14 protein-coding genes are annotated in these 16671 nt (G+C 66.0%); 11 read left to right on the top strand and 3 right to left on the bottom strand.

The window, feature by feature from the left end:
- Window position 1: 1 nt before the first annotated feature.
- Window positions 2–1198, bottom strand: a complete 1197-nt coding sequence (locus ACLB6G_RS01355; protein ID WP_410354310.1) for an FIST N-terminal domain-containing protein — start codon at window positions 1196–1198, stop codon at window positions 2–4.
- A gap of 300 nt (window positions 1199–1498) precedes the next feature.
- Between ACLB6G_RS01355 and ACLB6G_RS01350 the strand changes: the two genes are divergently transcribed.
- The 5 genes from ACLB6G_RS01350 (at window position 1499) to ACLB6G_RS01330 (ending at window position 6135) form a co-directional block, all read left to right on the top strand.
- Complete coding sequence (locus ACLB6G_RS01350) at window positions 1499–1987, top strand: (2Fe-2S)-binding protein (protein ID WP_410354309.1); 489 nt, start codon at window positions 1499–1501, stop codon at window positions 1985–1987.
- A gap of 158 nt (window positions 1988–2145) precedes the next feature.
- A complete protein-coding gene (locus tag ACLB6G_RS01345) occupies window positions 2146–4488 on the top strand; it encodes a xanthine dehydrogenase family protein molybdopterin-binding subunit (RefSeq protein WP_410354308.1) in 2343 nt (780 codons plus the stop codon).
- An 86-nt stretch (window positions 4489–4574) separates the two neighbouring features.
- Entirely contained in the window at window positions 4575–5369 is a 795-nt protein-coding gene (locus ACLB6G_RS01340) for an FAD binding domain-containing protein (RefSeq protein WP_410354307.1), read from the top strand.
- Window positions 5370–5496: 127 nt separating this feature from the next.
- Entirely contained in the window at window positions 5497–5871 is a 375-nt protein-coding gene (locus tag ACLB6G_RS01335; protein ID WP_410354306.1) for a hypothetical protein, read from the top strand.
- Window positions 5872–5874: 3 nt separating this feature from the next.
- Window positions 5875–6135, top strand: a complete 261-nt coding sequence (locus ACLB6G_RS01330; RefSeq protein WP_410354305.1) for a Rho termination factor N-terminal domain-containing protein — start codon at window positions 5875–5877, stop codon at window positions 6133–6135.
- Window positions 6136–6154: 19 nt separating this feature from the next.
- Here ACLB6G_RS01330 and ACLB6G_RS01325 read toward each other — a convergent pair whose 3' ends face one another.
- Both ACLB6G_RS01325 and polA read right to left on the bottom strand, forming a co-directional pair.
- Window positions 6155–6877 (bottom strand): hypothetical protein, encoded by a 723-nt coding sequence (locus ACLB6G_RS01325; RefSeq protein WP_410354304.1) that lies wholly within the window; start codon window positions 6875–6877, stop codon window positions 6155–6157.
- Window positions 6878–6977: 100 nt separating this feature from the next.
- The gene (gene polA / locus ACLB6G_RS01320; protein ID WP_410354303.1) at window positions 6978–9917 is read right to left on the bottom strand and encodes a DNA polymerase I; all 2940 of its coding nucleotides are present in this window, start codon (window positions 9915–9917) and stop codon (window positions 6978–6980) included.
- Window positions 9918–10050: 133 nt separating this feature from the next.
- Between polA and ACLB6G_RS01315 the strand changes: the two genes are divergently transcribed.
- From ACLB6G_RS01315 to ACLB6G_RS01290, 6 genes are all read left to right on the top strand, one after another.
- Complete coding sequence (locus tag ACLB6G_RS01315) at window positions 10051–10491, top strand: hypothetical protein (RefSeq protein ID WP_410354302.1); 441 nt, start codon at window positions 10051–10053, stop codon at window positions 10489–10491.
- 321 nt (window positions 10492–10812) lie between these two features.
- Complete coding sequence (locus ACLB6G_RS01310) at window positions 10813–12204, top strand: dipeptidase (protein WP_410354301.1); 1392 nt, start codon at window positions 10813–10815, stop codon at window positions 12202–12204.
- Window positions 12205–12208: 4 nt separating this feature from the next.
- Complete coding sequence (locus ACLB6G_RS01305) at window positions 12209–12697, top strand: GNAT family N-acetyltransferase (RefSeq protein WP_410354300.1); 489 nt, start codon at window positions 12209–12211, stop codon at window positions 12695–12697.
- A 16-nt stretch (window positions 12698–12713) separates the two neighbouring features.
- Window positions 12714–13331, top strand: a complete 618-nt coding sequence (locus tag ACLB6G_RS01300; protein WP_410354299.1) for a ribonuclease D — start codon at window positions 12714–12716, stop codon at window positions 13329–13331.
- 14 nt (window positions 13332–13345) lie between these two features.
- The gene (locus ACLB6G_RS01295; protein WP_410354298.1) at window positions 13346–14284 is read left to right on the top strand and encodes a DMT family transporter; all 939 of its coding nucleotides are present in this window, start codon (window positions 13346–13348) and stop codon (window positions 14282–14284) included.
- Between the two features lie 144 nt (window positions 14285–14428).
- A complete protein-coding gene (locus ACLB6G_RS01290; protein ID WP_410354297.1) occupies window positions 14429–16624 on the top strand; it encodes a transglycosylase domain-containing protein in 2196 nt (731 codons plus the stop codon).
- Window positions 16625–16671 lie beyond the last annotated feature (47 nt).

Genomic DNA, 16671 nt, shown 5'->3' with positions numbered 1-16671 from the left:
CCTACTCGGCGGCTTCGCGCAACGACCCGAAGGCCACGCCCGTGAAGGTCTGGTTGAGATGCATGGAGCGGAACTGTTCGCCATAGGTGGCGAAACCGATGACGTTGTTGGACCGGTACAGTTCAGAGACGTCGCGGATGATCTGCCGGTTCTGCGCGTCGAGGCGGCGGTGGGTGCACTCGAAGCCGAGCACCACGTCGATGCCGTCAAGTTGCCTGGCCACGTCGCTCAACGCCTGGCGCGTCGTTTCCACCATGCCCGTCGGTTCGGCCACTGTCAGCACCACGCCGTCGTCGATGGCGCAGAAGAAGGAAAGCGAACCGTCCTCGTTCACCTTCTGGATCGAGCGGCAGTAATATTCGCCGCCCACGCGCACCACGACCGGATGCGTGGCGAACGACAAAGGCGACAGCGATTCCGGATCCATGCCGATGGCCTGGGCATATTCGGACGCCGCGGGTGCGGCATTGAGCTCGTGCACGATGCGGTGGTCGGGGTCCGAGGCGGTCACGACCAGTTTCTTCTGCGTCGGCACGAAATTGTCGGTCTTGAAGATGTGGAAGGGGACGTCCGTGGCCACCAGCGCGATGACCGCCGCCCGTTTGTGGACGCGGCCCTCGTGAATGATCGTGGTCTCCTGGAAATTGAGGTCGTCGCCCGCCGAACCGCCGATCAGCGGAATGTCGTCGAGCCCCCAGTGAATGGCGGAGGTCACGGCTTCCTCCGCATAGCACATGCCGTCGATCAGGCAGACGGCGAAGGTGTGCGCGTCCTTCGGCTTGCCCGCCTGCTGCAATGCGTGACGCGCCATTTCAACCCGGGCGGTGATGCTCTCCATGCCGGCATTGGTCACGTCCTCGATCACCGTCGTGACGACGGCGAAATGGCGGGCCGGCAGCAACATCGCGATGGCCTGCCCGTCCTGCAATCCGTCCGGCGTGATCTCGCCGGCCGTGGTGCAGCAGGCATGCGCCACGCCGGGCGCGAGGCGGCGAAGGGACGCTGCCAGTTCGCGTGCGGGGAACAGGCGCGGCGAATGGAAGATGAATGCGAAGGCGCCGCCCATTGCCTTGGCCTCGCCGGCGATCGCCTCGCAGAAGGCATCCGGATGGCCGCCTGTTTCGGCAAGCGCCACCATCCCGCATGAATAGGGGCTGCGTGTCAGCGTCAGGGCCTTGTCCTCCCGCGCCGCAACCATCCTCTGCCGGTGCCGCGCTTGCCCCGTATTATGCTTGTGGAAATTCACCAACGCAACAGCACCCCGCCGCCCTCCGCCCGCGTTGCCCTTGCGACCGAAAGTACAATACCGCCCCGTGGACCGGGACGGCATTGTTTCCGCGAAGGGTATGGAGGGCCTGGCAGGGAGAGCCGTGCATGTGTGCGGGCCCGGCGTCCGGTCAGGAATCATTCGCCCGAATCGATGGCGCGGGCTTGAAAGCCTGACGTTTTCCGTAAATCCTGCCATGTGCAATGCATGGTTCCTTGGGAGGAGGACTTGATGTCTGAAGTATCGATGACCGTAAATGGCCGGAAGGTGAGCGCCCAGTGCGAGGACCGCACGCTTCTGGTGCATTTCCTGCGCGACAACCTTGGCCTGACGGGCACCCATGTCGGCTGCGACACGTCCCAGTGCGGCGCCTGCGTTGTCCATGTCGACGGGAAGGCGGTGAAATCCTGCACCATGCTGGCCGCCCAGGCCAGCGGCTCCGACGTGGTGACCATCGAGGGTCTTGCCGGCGCGGGCGACCTGACCCCCGTCCAGGCGGCCTTCAAGGAGCATCATGGCCTGCAGTGCGGCTTCTGCACGCCGGGCATGATCATGGCTGCAACCGACATGATCAACCGTTACGGCCCCGGCAAGCTCGACGAGAAGACGGTTCGCGCCGAGCTGGAAGGCAACATCTGCCGCTGCACGGGCTATCACAACATCGTCAAGGCCATTCTTGCGGCCTCGGACGAAATGGCCAAGGGCGCCGCGGCGGCCTGAATCGGGCGAATGGCGAATTAGCGAGTAGCGAACAGGGAAAGGCGAATAGGGGAAGACGCGATAGGCCGAACGGTGCGGCAAGGGAGAGAACCCTCTCATCCGCTGTTCGACATCGGTGACCCGCTATTCGCTCCCGGACAGGCGGAGGAGCTTGAAAAATGGGAATGGAAGGCATTGGCGCACGCGTTGCGCGCAAGGAAGACAAGCGGTTCATCACGGGAGCGGGCCGCTACACCGACGACATGAGCGTTCCGGGCATGAAATACGCGGCCTTCGTCCGCAGCCCGCATGCCCATGCGAAGATCGCTTCGATCGACACATCGGCGGCGGAAGGCATGCCGGGCGTCATCGGCGTTCTCACCGGCAAGCAGCTCAAGGCTGACGGCATCGGCAACCTGATCTGCGGCTGGATGATCCATTCCAAGGACGGCACGCCGATGAAGATGGGTGCCTGGGAGCCCATGGCCACCTCGACGGTGCGCTATGTTGGCGATGCGGTCGCCATCGTCGTCGCCGAGACGCGCGGTCAGGCCCGCGACGCCGCGGAAGCGGTCAACGTCGAATACGAGGAGCTGCCGGCCGTCATCCATGCGGTCGACGCGCTCAAGCCGGGCGCGCCGCAGATCCACCCGGAGGCCGACGGCAACCTGATCTACGACTGGGAAATCGGCGACGAGAGCGCGGCCGACAAGGCAATCGCCGAGGCTGCCCACGTCACCGAGATCGAGATCCTCAACAACCGGCTGTCGCCCAACCCGATGGAGCCGCGCGCCACGCTCGGCGTCTATGACAAGGCCGAGGATCACTACACCTGCTGGACGACCTCGCAGAACCCGCACGTCGCCCGTCTGGTGATGAGCGCCTTCTACAATGTCGCGCCGGAAAACAAGCTGCGCGTGATCGCGCCGGATGTCGGCGGCGGCTTTGGCGCCAAGATCTACATCTACCCCGAGGAGATCATCTGCCTCTGGGCATCCAAGCGCACCGGCGTGCCGGTCAAGTGGACGGCCGACCGCACCGAGGCGTTCATGACGGATGCCCATGGCCGCGACCATGTCTCCAAGGTCAAGATGGCCTTCGACAAGGACAACCGCATCACCGGCCTGAAGGTCGAGACGGTGGCCAATCTGGGCGCCTACATGTCGCTCTTCTCGTCCTCGGTCCCGACCTATCTCTACGCCACGCTGCTGTCGGGCCAGTATGCGATCCCGGCCATCCACTGCAACGTGAAGACCGCCTACACCAACACCGTGCCGGTCGACGCCTATCGCGGCGCCGGCCGCCCGGAAGCCACCTACCTGCTGGAGCGGACGGTGGAAACGGCGGCACGCGAACTCGGCGTCGATCCGGCCGAACTGCGCCGCATCAACTTCATCCGCGAGTTCCCGTACCAGACGCCGGTCATCATGTGCTATGACACCGGCGACTTCGAGGCCACGCTGAACGCCGCCATGGAAGCCATCGACTACAAGGGCTTCGAGGCGCGCAAGGCCGAAAGCGCGAAGAACGGCAAGCTGCGCGGCATCGGCATGAGCTGCTACATCGAGGCCTGCGGCATCGCGCCGTCGGCGGCGGTCGGCTCGCTCGGCGCCGGCGTCGGCCTGTGGGAGTCCGCAGAGGTGCGCGTGAATGCGGTCGGCACCATCGAGGTGCTCACCGGTTCGCACAGCCACGGCCAGGGCCATGAGACGACCTTCGCCCAGCTTGTCAACGAACGCCTCGGCGTGCCCATCGACAGCGTTTCCATTGTCCATGGCGATACCGACAAGGTGCAGATGGGCATGGGCACCTACGGCTCGCGCTCCGGCGCGGTCGGCATGTCAGCCATCGTCAAGGCACTCGACAAGGTCGAGAGCAAGGCCAAGAAGATCGCGGCCCACCTGCTGGAGGCCGACGAGGGTGACATCGTCATCGAGAACGGCGAACTGAAGGTCGCCGGCACCGACAAGTCGGTGCCCTGGTTCCAGATGGCGCTGGCCGCCTACACGGCCCACAACCTGCCCGAAGGGATGGAGCCCGGCCTGAAGGAAACCGCCTTCTACGATCCGACCAACTTCACCTTCCCCGGCGGCTGCTACATTGCCGAGGTCGAGGTGGATCCCGAGACCGGCAAGACCGAGGTCCTGCGCTTCGTCGCCGCCGACGACTTCGGCAACATCATCAACCCGATGATCGTCGAGGGCCAGGTGCATGGCGGCCTGACCCAGGGCATCGGCCAGGCGCTTCTGGAGGGTGTCGTCTATGACGAAAGCGGCCAGCTTCTGACCGCGTCCTACCAGGACTACTGCATGCCGCGCGCCGACGATGTGCCCTCCTTCGAGGTCTCGCACCACATCACCCCGTGCCCGGGCAATCCGCTCGGCATCAAGGGCTGTGGCGAGGCGGGCGCCATCGGCTCGCCGCCGGCCATCATCAACGCGATCACCAACGCGATCGGCAACAACAGCCTGACCATGCCGGCCACGCCGCAGAAGGTCTGGGCCGCCTGCAACGCCAAGTGACCGGAAGCGGGACGGGCCTGCGCGCCGGCTATGCCGGGCGCGCAGGCGGACCGCCCGCCTGATGCAGTCAGAAGGACAAGAGATCCATGTACAACACCACCTATCACCGTGCGTCCTCGGCCGATGAGGCCGCAAAGCTGGCCGGTTCGGCGTCCGAAGCGAAGTATGTCGCCGGCGGCCAGACGCTCATCCCGGCCATGAAGACGCGCCTTGCCGCGCCGGAGAACCTCATCGACCTGCGCCATGCCGGCATGTCGGGCATCTCCCTTGACGGCGATACGCTCACAATCGGCGCCACCACCACCCACGCGGAAGTGGCCGGCTCCGACACCGTGAAGAAGGCCTGCCCGGGCCTCGCCAGCCTCGCTTCCCATATCGGCGATCCGCATGTGCGCCACATGGGCACGATCGGCGGTTCGATCGCCAACAACGACCCGGCCGCCGACTATCCCTCGGCCATGGTGGCGCTCGGTGCGACCATCGTCACCGACAAGCGCGAGATCGCGGCTGACGACTTCTTCACCGGCCTGTTCGAGACGGCGCTGGAAGAGGGTGAACTGGTCAAGGCGGTCAAGGTGCCCGCCTGCGCCGCGTCCAGCTATGCGAAGTTTCCGAACCCGGCATCGCGCTACGCCATGACCGGCGTTTTCGTTGCGAAGCATGGCGACGGCGTGCGCGTCGCGGTGACCGGTGCCGGATCGGACGGCGTGTTCCGCTGGTCCGAAGCCGAACAGGCGCTGTCGTCGAACTTCTCGGCCGATGCTGTCTCCGGGCTCAAGGCCGATGCCTCCGGCCTGATGAGCGACATTCATGCCTCGGCCGATTATCGCGCCAACCTGGTTGCCGTGATGACGGCCCGCGCGGTCCGCGCCATCGGCTGAGCCTCGACCAGGGCTCGATCACATTGAGCGGCGGCGCCCCGGGCGCCGCCGTTTCTCTTTGCCTGAACGAATCTCCCTTGCCCGCGTTGTTCCTGCGAACCGATCAACCCGGAGATGGAGTTCAGTCATGCCGTTGTTCGAGAAGGGGCCTGTCCTGGCCGAAAACGCCACGATAGGCGGCGATGGCGATTCGCCGGGCATTGCCCAGGACATCACGCTGGACGACATCCGCGCCATTGCCTTTTCAGACGAACCGCTGGAGGAGCGCCGCGAGGAATTGAAGTGGATTCGCGCTGCCCTGGATGCCCGCGATCATGCCGACCGCGGCCATGAATTCGATAATCTTCTGGCGGAAATCGACCGGCTGGACGCGGAACTCGAACCCGGCCTTGCAGGCGTCGAGGGCGACGGTCAACCCGGCATGGATCCGCAAACGCGCACCGACGCGATGCCGTCCGACGAGGCGGAAGACTATCTGCGCCGCAAGGGAGGGGAGGGCTGAGCCATGGCCAGGGATCACGGACCTGCCGTCAAGGACGACGAGACCTATGAAGAATTGCGCGACAAGGGTTATTCCAAGTCCAAGGCCGCTGCGATTGCGAACGCCAAGGCCAACCCGTCCATGAATCCGTCGCGAAAGGGCGGCAAGGCCGCACCATATGAGGATTGGACGCGGGACGAGCTCTACGCGCGTGCCCGCGAACTCGACATCAGCGGCCGGTCATCCATGAACAAGGCCCAGCTGATCCAGGCCCTGCGCGGCTGACCGCGGCCGGCTTGCGGTGTCAGCGCCGCCACATGGTCACAGGCGTGCCGTCGGCAAGGGTCCCGGAAAAGTAGTTGACCCCGTCGCGGTTGAGCAGGCCGACCGCGGATCCGTTGGCCGACTGGAGCGCCAGTTGCGCGTCATAGCCGGTGAAGGAATAGCCGAGCGCGAAGCTTGCCGCCGAGGCGATCAGCGGATTGGAGCAGCTCACATTCGCCACGCGTCCGCCCTTGGCGTCCTTCAGCCGGTAACCGCTTGTGCGGAAATAGCCGACCGGAACGAGGCCCGTGCTTGTCGCGATATCGATCTCGCAGCCGCATTCGGGCGCGCCGTCCGTGACGAACCATTTGCCGTGAAGATCCTGCTCGGTGCGGATTGCCTGCACGGCCACCGCGCTGCCGACGGCGCCGCCGAGCGGTCCGGCGATATTGGCGGCAATGCTTGAAATGGCATTGCGCCCCACATTGCGGGCCACGTTCTTGCCGACCGCATTCTGCGCGAAGTCAGCGCCCTTGTCCGGCTTTGGCGGCGGCCCGCCGGCGACCTGAATGGCGCATTGTGCCGGTGTTGCCGGCCGGCTTGCCGCATAGGCGGCGGCGGTCGGGGCAGTCCCGGCCGGTGCCGTCCGTTGGGCTCCCGTCCCGGATGCCGTCACGGCCAGTCCCGACTGGCCTTCGCTCGCCGACTGGCAAGCCCCCAGTGCCAGCAGAGCCGCCAGCACCCAGAAAGTCGCTTGTCTCATTCCTGATCCCCTGCCTTCGCCCCGGCACAAACATTAGACGAAGCTTTAGGATCATTCCACTACGCCGAAAGGCGAAATGATGAGTCTGCGATCGGCTTTTTCAGTGGGCCTCGTCCCAGTTCTTCGCCGCCCTTGCGTCCACCTGCAGGGGAACGGACAGGTCCACGGCCGGAAAGGCTGCATTCTCCATCACCTTGCGGATGACCGCGATGGCGTCCGGCGCGGCGGATTCCTCCACCTCGAAGATCAGTTCGTCATGCACCTGCAAAAGCATCCGCGCCGGCGACTTCGCTTCTTCCAGCGCCGGCTCCATGCGCACCATGGCGCGCCGGATGATGTCGGCTGCAGACCCCTGTATCGGGGCGTTGATCGCCGCGCGCTCGTTGAAGGCGCGGATGGAGGGGTTGGATGCCGTGATGTCCGGATAATGCGCCCGCCGCCCGAAGATCGTTTCCACGTAGCCGTTCTCGCGCGCAAAGGCCTTGGTCGCCTCCATGTAGTCGCGGATGCCGGGGAAGCGGGTGAAATAGGTCTTGATGTATTCCGATGCCTCACCGCGCTCGATGCCGAGCTGGTTGGCGAGCCCGAAGGCCGAAATGCCGTAGATGATGCCGAAATTGATTGCCTTGGCGCGACGGCGGACTTCGCCCGGCATGCCTTCGACCGGAACGCCGAACATTTCGGACGCCGTCATGGCGTGAATGTCCATGCCCTCGGCGAAAGCCTTTTTCAGTTGCGGAATGTCGGCGACATGGGCCAGGACGCGCAATTCGATCTGGCTGTAGTCGGCGGAAATCAGGACATTGCCCTTTTCCGGGATGAAGGCGGTGCGGATCTTGCGTCCCTCGGCGGTGCGCACCGGAATGTTCTGCAGGTTCGGCTCCGAGGATGACAGGCGCCCCGTGGTCGTCGAGGCCAGCGCGTAGGATGTGTGGACGCGCTTCGTCTCCGGGTGGATGTAGCCGGGCAGGGCGTCCGTGTAGGTCGATTTCAGCTTGGTGAGCTGGCGCCAGTCGACGATCTTGCGCGGCAGTTCATGGCCTTCCGCGGCCAGGTCCTCCAGCACCTGCGCGGTGGTGGACCATTGCCCGGATTTCGTCTTCTTGCCGCCGGGCAGGCCCATCTTGCCAAACAGGATGTCGCCTAGCTGTTTGGGAGAGCCGGGATTGAAGTCCTCGCCAGCCAGTGCGCCGATCTCGGCTTCCAGCGCCGCCGCCGATTGCGCCAGTTCGCCGGAAAGCCGGGACAGGATCTGCCGGTCCACCGAGACGCCGCGCTCTTCCATGCGCGCCAGCACATGCACCAGCGGCCGCTCAAGGCGCTCGTAGACATGGGCGAGGCCCGCGGCCGCAAGGCGCGGCTTGAGCGCCTGCCACAGCCTGAACGTCACATCGGCATCTTCCGCCGCATAGGCCGTGGCCTTGTCGATGGGGACAAGATCGAAGGTCACGGCCGACTTGCCGGACCCGGCAACGTCCTTGTAGGCGATGGGCGTGTGGCCGAGCCAGCGCTCGGCCAGCGTGTCCATGCCATGCCCGCCCTTGCCGGCATCCAGCACATAGGACATCAGCATCGTGTCGTCATGGCTGACAACCTCGATGCCGAGACGGTGCAGCACGACGAGATCGTATTTCAGGTTCTGCGCGATCTTGAGGACGGAGGCATCCTCCATCAGCGCTTTCAGCGCGGCAAGCGCCTGCATCTCGTCGATCTGGCCCCCGGCCAGCCCGCCGCCCAGCAGGTCACCCTCGCCTGTGCGGTGCTTCAGCGGCACGTAGGCTGCCTTTCCGGGCGAAAGCGCCAGCGAAAAGCCCACCAGTTCGGCCTGCATCGGGTCGAGAGACGTGGTCTCGGTGTCGATGGCCAATAGCCCCTGTTCGCGGGCTTCGGCGAACCAGGCCTCCAGGGTCGCCATGTCGCGGATCGTCTCATAGGCCGTTGTGTCGATGGCGCACGCGACGGCGCCTTCGGCCCGCGCCGCGGCCAGTGCCGCTGGCGTTCCGTCGGCAGCCTCCGCTGGCCCGGTCGCGGACCCGTCGGTGCCGCCCCCTGCCGCGTCGGTGGCGGGAAGGCCCGGATCGAGATCCGGTCCGTGTGCCTCCGCACCCCATTCCGCCTCCACGTGGGCGGGCTCCACGGCGGACGCGTCCGCCCCGGTTTCCTCTGCCACCCGCCGCGTCAGCGAGGTGAACTCCATGGCCTTGAGGAAGGCGATCAGCTTCGGCCCGTCCGGTTCGTCCAGAGCCAGCGTGTCGAGCGGATCGAGATCCGGCACATCGTCCTTCAGCCGCACCAGTTCGCGCGAAAGACGCGCCTTGTCCGCATGGGCGATGATGTTTTCGCGCCGCTTGGCCTGCTTGATCTCGGAGGCCCGTGCCAGCAGCGTGTCGAGATCGCCGTATTCGTCCAGAAGCTGCGCGGCGGTCTTCGGTCCGATGCCGGGCACGCCGGGGATGTTGTCCACCGAATCACCGGTCAGCGCCTGCAGGTCGACCATCTTCTCGGGGCCGACACCCCATTTCTCGATCACCTCCGGCACGCCGATCTGCCGGTCCTTCATCGGGTCGTACATCGACACCCGGCCGTTGACGAGCTGCATCAGGTCCTTGTCGGAGGAAATGATGGTGGCGTCGCCGCCGGCCTCCGCCGCAAGTCGCGCATAGGTGGCGATGATGTCGTCGGCCTCGTAGCCCTCCATCTCGATGCAGGGCAGGCCGAAGGCCCGGGTCGCCTGGCGGATCAGACCGAATTGCGGCACCAGGTCCTCCGGCGGCGCGGAGCGGTTGGCCTTGTATTCGTCGTAGAGGTCGTTGCGGAAGGTCTTGGACGAATAGTCGAAGATCACCGCGAAATGCGTCGGCGTCACGCCCACATCCGTGTCGCGCGCCTGCTTCAGGAGCTTCCACAGCATGTTGCAGAAACCGGACACCGCGCCGACCGGCAGCCCGTCGGACTTGCGGGTCAGCGGCGGCAGCGCGTGATAGGCCCGGAAGATGTAGGCCGAGCCGTCGACGAGGAAGAGATGATCACCGTTTTTCATGGCTGACACGATTAAGCGCAAATGCCGCCAAGGTCCATTGCCACGGCACCCGTTTTCATGCGCGAACCCTTGATTGAAGGCGGGCGAACATGCATGTTGAGGCTGTGCGGAAAACGGGACTGGAGGGGGCATCATGGCCGAACGCGTACGACTGGAATTCACCGGGGCACAGAAGGATGCGCTGGCGCGCGCGGCAAGGGCCAACGCGGTCGCCGCCCTCGCGCTGGCCGGCGTGATGTTCGCTCTTCTCTGGTGGATGCAGGGTGACTGGCGCATGGCGCTGATGAAGTCGGCCTTCATGCCGGTGGTACTGGCGGCTCACCTGGGTCTGTCGCTGTTCCTGGCGAACCTGCCGCGCAGCCCGGCTGTCCGCCTCGCCGCGGTTGGGTTCACGAGCCTGCTCTATTCTTGCGCCATGCTCATCTTCTTTATTGCACCGGACAAGTCGGTGGCTGAGTTGATGACACAGTTCTGGATAAGTCTCCTGATCATGGCCGCAATGCTCGGCGCAATCGATCTCGTCACGCGCGGGCGCTGGATGGAAAAATGGTTTGCCGTCGGGGTTCCCAAGTAACGGCTCCATCGATCACGGCAACGTTACGAACCTTTAATGTTCGTGCCCTTGTTTCGCCGCTTTCATCTTCCCAAATGTTGGTCATCGGCAAGCAATAATGCCGCGTCCGGATGAATGGCCCGTCCCCCGCCTGATCCGGATGAACGGGTGGCAGTCCCAATCCCCCTCTCCGGGCTGCCGCTGTTTTCAAAAGGCCGCCGTGGTTCCCCCCTCCACCACGGCGGCCGGTTTGTCTCCGCAGCCGATTTGCTCCCCCGTCTTTCACAGCGCATTCGCAACGTCTAACCTGCACTACAGTGCAGAATGATTTGCGAGGACCTGATGAGTGACATCGCCCCCGTGCTCGACGCGATCGACGCCCGGCTTGAAGATTCCGTCGAACACCTGTTCGACCTGATCCGCATTCCCTCCATTTCCACCGATCCGGCCTACAGGGACGAGTGCCGCCGGGCGGCCGGATGGCTGGCCGAGGACCTGCGCTCCATCGGCTTCGAAGCCTCGGTGCGCGACACGTCCGGTCATCCCATGGTGGTCGCCCACCACGAGGGCGCCACGCCGGACGCGCCGCACGTGCTCTTTTACGGCCACTACGATGTCCAGCCGGTGGACCCGGTGGAACTTTGGGAAAGCGGCCCCTTCGAACCCGCCGTCGCCACGCGCAACGGCCGCAAGGTCATCACCGGGCGCGGCGCCGCCGATGACAAGGGCCAGCTCATGACCTTCGTGGAAGCGGCCCGCGCCTTCAAGGCCGTGCATGGCAGCCTGCCTTGCCGGGTCACCATCCTGTTCGAAGGCGAGGAGGAATCCGGCTCGCCGTCGCTCAAGCCCTTCCTGGAGGCCAATGCAGGCGAGTTGAAGGCCGACTTCGCCCTCGTCTGCGACACCAACATGTGGGACCCGCAGACGCCCGCCATCTCCGCCGGCCTGCGCGGCCTCGTCGGCGAGCAGGTCACGGTGAAGGCGGCCGGCCGCGACCTCCATTCCGGCTATTACGGCGGTGCGGCGGCCAATCCGATCCACATCCTGACCCGAATCCTGGCGGACATGCACGATGCTGCCGGCCGCATCACCATTCCCGGCTTCTATGACGGCGTGAACGAGACCCCGCCGGAAATCCTTGAGATGTGGAACGGGCTGAACCGGACGCCGGAATCCTTCCTCGGCGAGGTGGGGCTGTCGGAACCCGCCGGCGAGACCGGCCGCACGCTGCTGGAAATGATCTGGGCGCGCCCGACGGCGGAGGTCAACGGCATCTGGGGCGGCTATACGGGCGAGGGCTTCAAGACCGTGATCCCTGCGCAAGCCTCGGCCAAGGTCTCCTTCCGGCTTGTGCACGACCAGGATCCGGCTGCCATCCGTACGGCGTTCCGCGATTTCGTGCGCGCGCGCATCCCCGCCGATTGCTCGGTGGAATTCGAGGAGCATGGCGGCTCCCCGGCCATCCAGTTGCCTTACGATTCGCCGCTTCTGAACACCGCGCGCGGCGCCCTCTCGGATGAATGGGAAACCGACGCGTTGATGATCGCCATGGGCGGCTCCATCCCCATCGTCGGCGATTTCCAGCGCATGCTGGGCATGGAATCCCTGCTCGTCGGCTTCGGCCTTGGCGATGACCAGATCCACTCGCCCAACGAGAAATACGAACTGGCCTCCTTCCACAAGGGCCAGCGCTCCTGGGCGCGCATCCTTCACGCCCTGGCGCAAGGCGGGTGAGGCGATGGGCGCGTCCGACACGAAGGCCCATGTCCGCCTGGCCCGTCAGGGCGATGCGCAGGCGGTGCTGGCCCTGCAGGACGCGCTTTTCCCGGGCGATCCGAACCGCCTTGGCCCCGGACAGCTTGCCCGGCCGGGCGCCGACAAGCGACTCATCGTCCTCGTGGCCGAACTGGGGGATGAGGTGGCGGGCTTCCTCGTGCTGCGTGACCGCTCCGCCCGGCTGTGGACCAGTGTTGATTTCGTCGGCGTGGTCCCGTGGGCGGCAAGCAGGGGCGTGGGCGGTGCTCTGGTGCGCGCGGCCTGCCGTTTCGCGCCCCGTCCCGTGCTCCGGCTCTTCGTGCGCCCGTCCAACGCGCCGGCGCGCGCCCTTTACGCGCGCCAGGGTTTCCGCCATACCGCGACACGCAAGAACAATTATGCCGACGGCGAGGACGCGATGGTCATGATGAAATGGCTTGGTCCGCGTTTCCTGCGCAGGCACGGCAATTGAACGGGAAACTGACACGATGACCATCCGCGCCCACAAGGGAGACCTCCCCGACCTTTCCAACTACCAGGTGGAGGCGGTGGCCATCGACACCGAGACGCTGGGCCTGAAACCGCATCGCGACCGGCTCTGCGTGGTCCAGCTTTCGCCCGGCGACGGCACCGCCGACGTCGTCCAGATCGCCAATGGCCAGTCATCGGCGCCCAATATCGAGAAGCTGCTGGCCGATCCGGGGATCGAGAAGATCTTCCATTTCGGCCGGTTCGACATCGCGGTGCTGGAACACGCCTTCGGGGTGCGCGCCAACCCTGTCTTCTGCACCAAGATCGCCTCGCGCCTGACGCGCACCTACACCGACCGTCACGGCTTGAAGGACCTCTGCGCCGAACTGCTCGACGTGCAGCTTTCCAAGCAGCAGCAATCCTCCGACTGGGCCGCGGAAACCCTGTCGCAGGCCCAGCTCGAATATGCCGCTTCCGATGTCCTGCACCTGCACAGGCTGCGCGAGGCCATCACGGCGCGGCTGTTGCGCGAGGGCCGCATGGACATGGCCCGCCAGTGCTTCGATTTCCTTCCCATGCGTGCGCGCCTCGATCTCGCGGGCTGGGAGGAGACCGACATTTTCGCCCATAGCTGACCGGCCGGTCCGGCGTGAAGACGGCTGCCGGACCGCATGGTCCGGTCGAGACGGGACATGATGCAAGCGACATGGACAAGGGCCTGACCAGGACGCAATCGGGGGTGACGACGGGCATCATGCTGATGTGCGCCGGTGTCGCCTTTCTGAGCATCAACGACGCGCTCGCCAAGACCCTGGCCGAGCACTACACCGCGATCCAGATCCTGTTCATCCGCAATCTCATTGCATTTCCCGTCGCCGTGCTGATCGTCCTGCGGCTTGGCGGGCGCAAGGGCCTGCATTCCGCCCGGCCCTGGGCGCATGTCCTGCGCGGATTCATCTGGCTGTGCGCCGCGACGCTGTTTTTCACCGGCCTCGGCTATCTTGGCCTTGCGGAAGCCACGGCGCTGATCTTCGTCGCTCCCGTCTTCGTCACCGCCCTTTCGGCGCTGGTGCTGCGCGAGCAGGTGGGCTGGCGGCGTTGGTCGGCGGTGCTGGTGGGCTTTGCCGGCGTGCTTGTCGTCGTGCGTCCGGGAACGGCGGCCTTCGAGGCGGTTTCGCTCTTTCCCGTGGCGACGGCATTTTTCTACGCCCTGATGATGATCGGCGCGCGCTGGGTCGATCCGCGCGAGAGCATGTGGACGCTGATGGTCTGGCTGACCGGGGTGGGCGCCGTGCTCAGCGCGCTGCTGCAGCCCTTTGTCTGGGTGACGCCGCGCGCCGACGATCTCTGGCTGTTCGCCGCCATCGCGGTGTTCGGCACGGTGGGCGTGACCATGATGACGCAGGCGTTCCGCTTCGCGCCTGCCGCCGTCGTCGCGCCCTTCGATTATACCGCGCTTCTCTGGGCCACGCTGATCGGCTGGCAGGTCTGGGGCGAAATCCCCGACACGCTGACCTATGTCGGCGCCGCCATCATCGTCGCGTCCGGCATCTACATCGTCATCCGCGAGCGCCATGCGCGGGAATGATCGCGCCTGGGCTGCATAAACTTGCGCGCTTGCCGCTTACTGTTTCCTCACCATGGACTTAACCGCCCCTTAAATCGCCCGAATTAGGGTGTTGTCCATGACCCGCGGAACAGACGGGACGTGCAGGGCAAGGCGGGATATTTCATGGCCAGACGCAGGACGGGCAAGCGCATCGAGCCGGAATTCGAGGGCGGAAGCGGGCGCAAGCGCGGCCTTTCGGTCTCCGAGGACGACCGCGTGCTGCCTGCCCGTGCCCGCAAGGCGGCCCCGGCCAAGGGCCGGAAAAAGGCCGGCTCCGCCCGCAAGTCCCGCACCGCCCGCAAGCGGCGCGGGCTGTTCGGCCTGCTGCGCACCGCCATCTACTGGTCGCTCATTCTCGCCATCTGGGGCGGCATCGCGGCGGCCGGCGTCGTCGCCTGGTATGGCGCCAAGATGCCCTCGGCCACCACATGGGAAGTGCCGGCTCGGCCGCCCAACGTCAAGATCGTCTCCGTCGACGGCAGGCTGATCGCCAATCGCGGCATGACCGGCGGCGAGGCTGTCGGCCTTCACGAGATGTCGCCCTATATCCCGCAGGCCGTCATCGCCATCGAGGACCGCCGTTTCTATTCCCATTTCGGCATTGACCCGCTGGGCCTTGCCCGCGCCATGGCCTCCAACATCGCCGCAGGGCGCTTGCGCGAGGGCGGCTCCACGCTGACCCAGCAGCTTGCCAAGAACATGTTCCTGTCGCCCGCGCGCACCATCGAGCGCAAGGTGCAGGAGGTGCTGCTGGCGCTGTGGCTGGAGCACGAGCACAGCAAGGACCAGATCCTCACCATGTACCTGAACCGGGTCTATTTCGGCTCCGGCGCCTATGGTGTGGAGGCCGCCGCCCGCCGCTATTTCGGCAAGCCCGCACGCGACGTGACATTGGCCGAGGCGGCGCTGCTGGCCGGCCTGCTGAAGGCGCCCTCGCGCCTGTCGCCCGCCCGCGACCCGCAGGCCGCGGAAGCCCGCGCGAAGCTGGTCATTGCCGCCATGCGCGAACAGGGCATGATCGGCGAGACCGAATTCGCGGTGGCCATGAAGACGCCGGCCACCCGTGCGGCGGCCTACTGGACCGGTTCGGAGAACTACGTCGCCGACCGCGTGATGGAGGAACTGCCGGACCTGATCGGCGACGTGGACCAGGACGTCGTCGTCGACACCACGCTCGACCTGACCCTGCAGAAACTGGCCGAGAATTCCATCCGCGACCTGATCGCGAAGAATGGCAAGGCGAGCCGCGTCAGCCAGGGCGCGCTGGTCTCCATCGACGGCTCCGGCGCCGTGCGCGCCATGGTCGGCGGCTACGATTACGCCAATTCGCAGTTCGACCGTGCGACGGAAGCCCGCCGCCAGCCGGGCTCCACCTTCAAGCCCTTCGTCTATCTGGCCGCGCTGGAAAACGGCCGCCGTCCCGACAGCGTGCGCACCGATGCGCCGGTGCGGATCGGCAAGTGGACGCCGGAAAACTATGGCGGCAAGTATTATGGCAAGGTGACGCTGGCCACCGCGCTGAAGAAGTCGCTGAACTCCGTCGCCGCCCAGCTTGCCCAGGAAGTGGGGCCGAAGACGGTGGCTGAAGTGGCCCACCGCATGGGCATCGAATCGGATCTCGCCGCCAATGCGTCCATCGCGCTCGGCACATCGGAGGTCACGCCGCTGGAACTGACGGCGGCCTATGTGCCCTTCGTCAATGGCGGCTACCGGCCCGATGTCCATGTCATCCGCCGCGTGACCACCATGGACGGCAAGGTGATCTACGAGCAGAAGGGCGCGGCCCCGCGCGTGGTGCGCCCCGAATTCGTGGCCATGATGAACACGATGATGAGCGGCACGGTTGAGGACGGCACGGCGCGGCGCGCCGATTTCGGCTGGCCGGCCGCCGGCAAGACAGGCACGTCGCAGAATTCCCGCGATGCATGGTTCGTCGGCTATACGTCGAACCTCGTCACCGGCGTCTGGTTCGGCAATGACGACGGCGCGCCGATGAAGGGCGTGACCGGCGGGTCGCTGCCGGCGGACGCCTGGAAGACCTTCATGCAGGCCGCCCACGAGGGCCTCCCGAAAGCGCCGCTGCGCGGGCTGTGGACGCCGGATCCGGCCGGTAGCCCGGAAAACCGCCCGCCCGCCCCGGTTGCCCCGCAAGGAGACCTGCCCATGGCCGGCGCGCCGAGGCCGTCTGCCGATGTGGCCGGCCGTAACGGGGCCGCGGACGACCGCACCGCCTCCGTCGCCCGCCCCGTCCCGAAGGTCGGCGTGGGCGAGGAACCCGGCAGTGTGGGTTCGATCCTCGACGTGATCATGGGACGGTGAGGGGGAAGGCGCAGGCGTTTCAGCGGGGGAGTTGCGGCCGGCGCCGG

The sequence above is a fragment of the Zhengella sedimenti genome (assembly GCF_046506625.1).
Taxonomy (GTDB): domain Bacteria; phylum Pseudomonadota; class Alphaproteobacteria; order Rhizobiales; family Rhizobiaceae; genus Zhengella; species Zhengella sedimenti.
Note: the sequence above shows the minus strand (reverse complement) of the source record. Positions and strands in the feature narration are given on the sequence as shown.

Bases quoted from the DNA above. Each gene is read 5' to 3' on its own strand.
- ACLB6G_RS01315 (WP_410354302.1), top strand. From the start codon at position 10,051: ATGGCCGAACGCGTACGACTGGAATTCACCGGGGCACAGAAGGATGCG.
- ACLB6G_RS01290 (WP_410354297.1), top strand. From the start codon at position 14,429: ATGGCCAGACGCAGGACGGGCAAGCGCATCGAGCCGGAATTCGAGGGC.
- ACLB6G_RS01300 (WP_410354299.1), top strand. From the start codon at position 12,714: ATGACCATCCGCGCCCACAAGGGAGACCTCCCCGACCTTTCCAACTAC.
- ACLB6G_RS01340 (WP_410354307.1), top strand. From the start codon at position 4,575: ATGTACAACACCACCTATCACCGTGCGTCCTCGGCCGATGAGGCCGCA.
- ACLB6G_RS01305 (WP_410354300.1), top strand. From the start codon at position 12,209: ATGGGCGCGTCCGACACGAAGGCCCATGTCCGCCTGGCCCGTCAGGGC.
- ACLB6G_RS01350 (WP_410354309.1), top strand. From the start codon at position 1,499: ATGTCTGAAGTATCGATGACCGTAAATGGCCGGAAGGTGAGCGCCCAG.
- ACLB6G_RS01335 (WP_410354306.1), top strand. From the start codon at position 5,497: ATGCCGTTGTTCGAGAAGGGGCCTGTCCTGGCCGAAAACGCCACGATA.
- ACLB6G_RS01345 (WP_410354308.1), top strand. From the start codon at position 2,146: ATGGGAATGGAAGGCATTGGCGCACGCGTTGCGCGCAAGGAAGACAAG.
- ACLB6G_RS01355 (WP_410354310.1), bottom strand. From the start codon at position 1,198: ATGGTTGCGGCGCGGGAGGACAAGGCCCTGACGCTGACACGCAGCCCC.
- ACLB6G_RS01310 (WP_410354301.1), top strand. From the start codon at position 10,813: ATGAGTGACATCGCCCCCGTGCTCGACGCGATCGACGCCCGGCTTGAA.
- ACLB6G_RS01330 (WP_410354305.1), top strand. From the start codon at position 5,875: ATGGCCAGGGATCACGGACCTGCCGTCAAGGACGACGAGACCTATGAA.
- polA (WP_410354303.1), bottom strand. From the start codon at position 9,917: ATGAAAAACGGTGATCATCTCTTCCTCGTCGACGGCTCGGCCTACATC.
- ACLB6G_RS01325 (WP_410354304.1), bottom strand. From the start codon at position 6,877: ATGAGACAAGCGACTTTCTGGGTGCTGGCGGCTCTGCTGGCACTGGGG.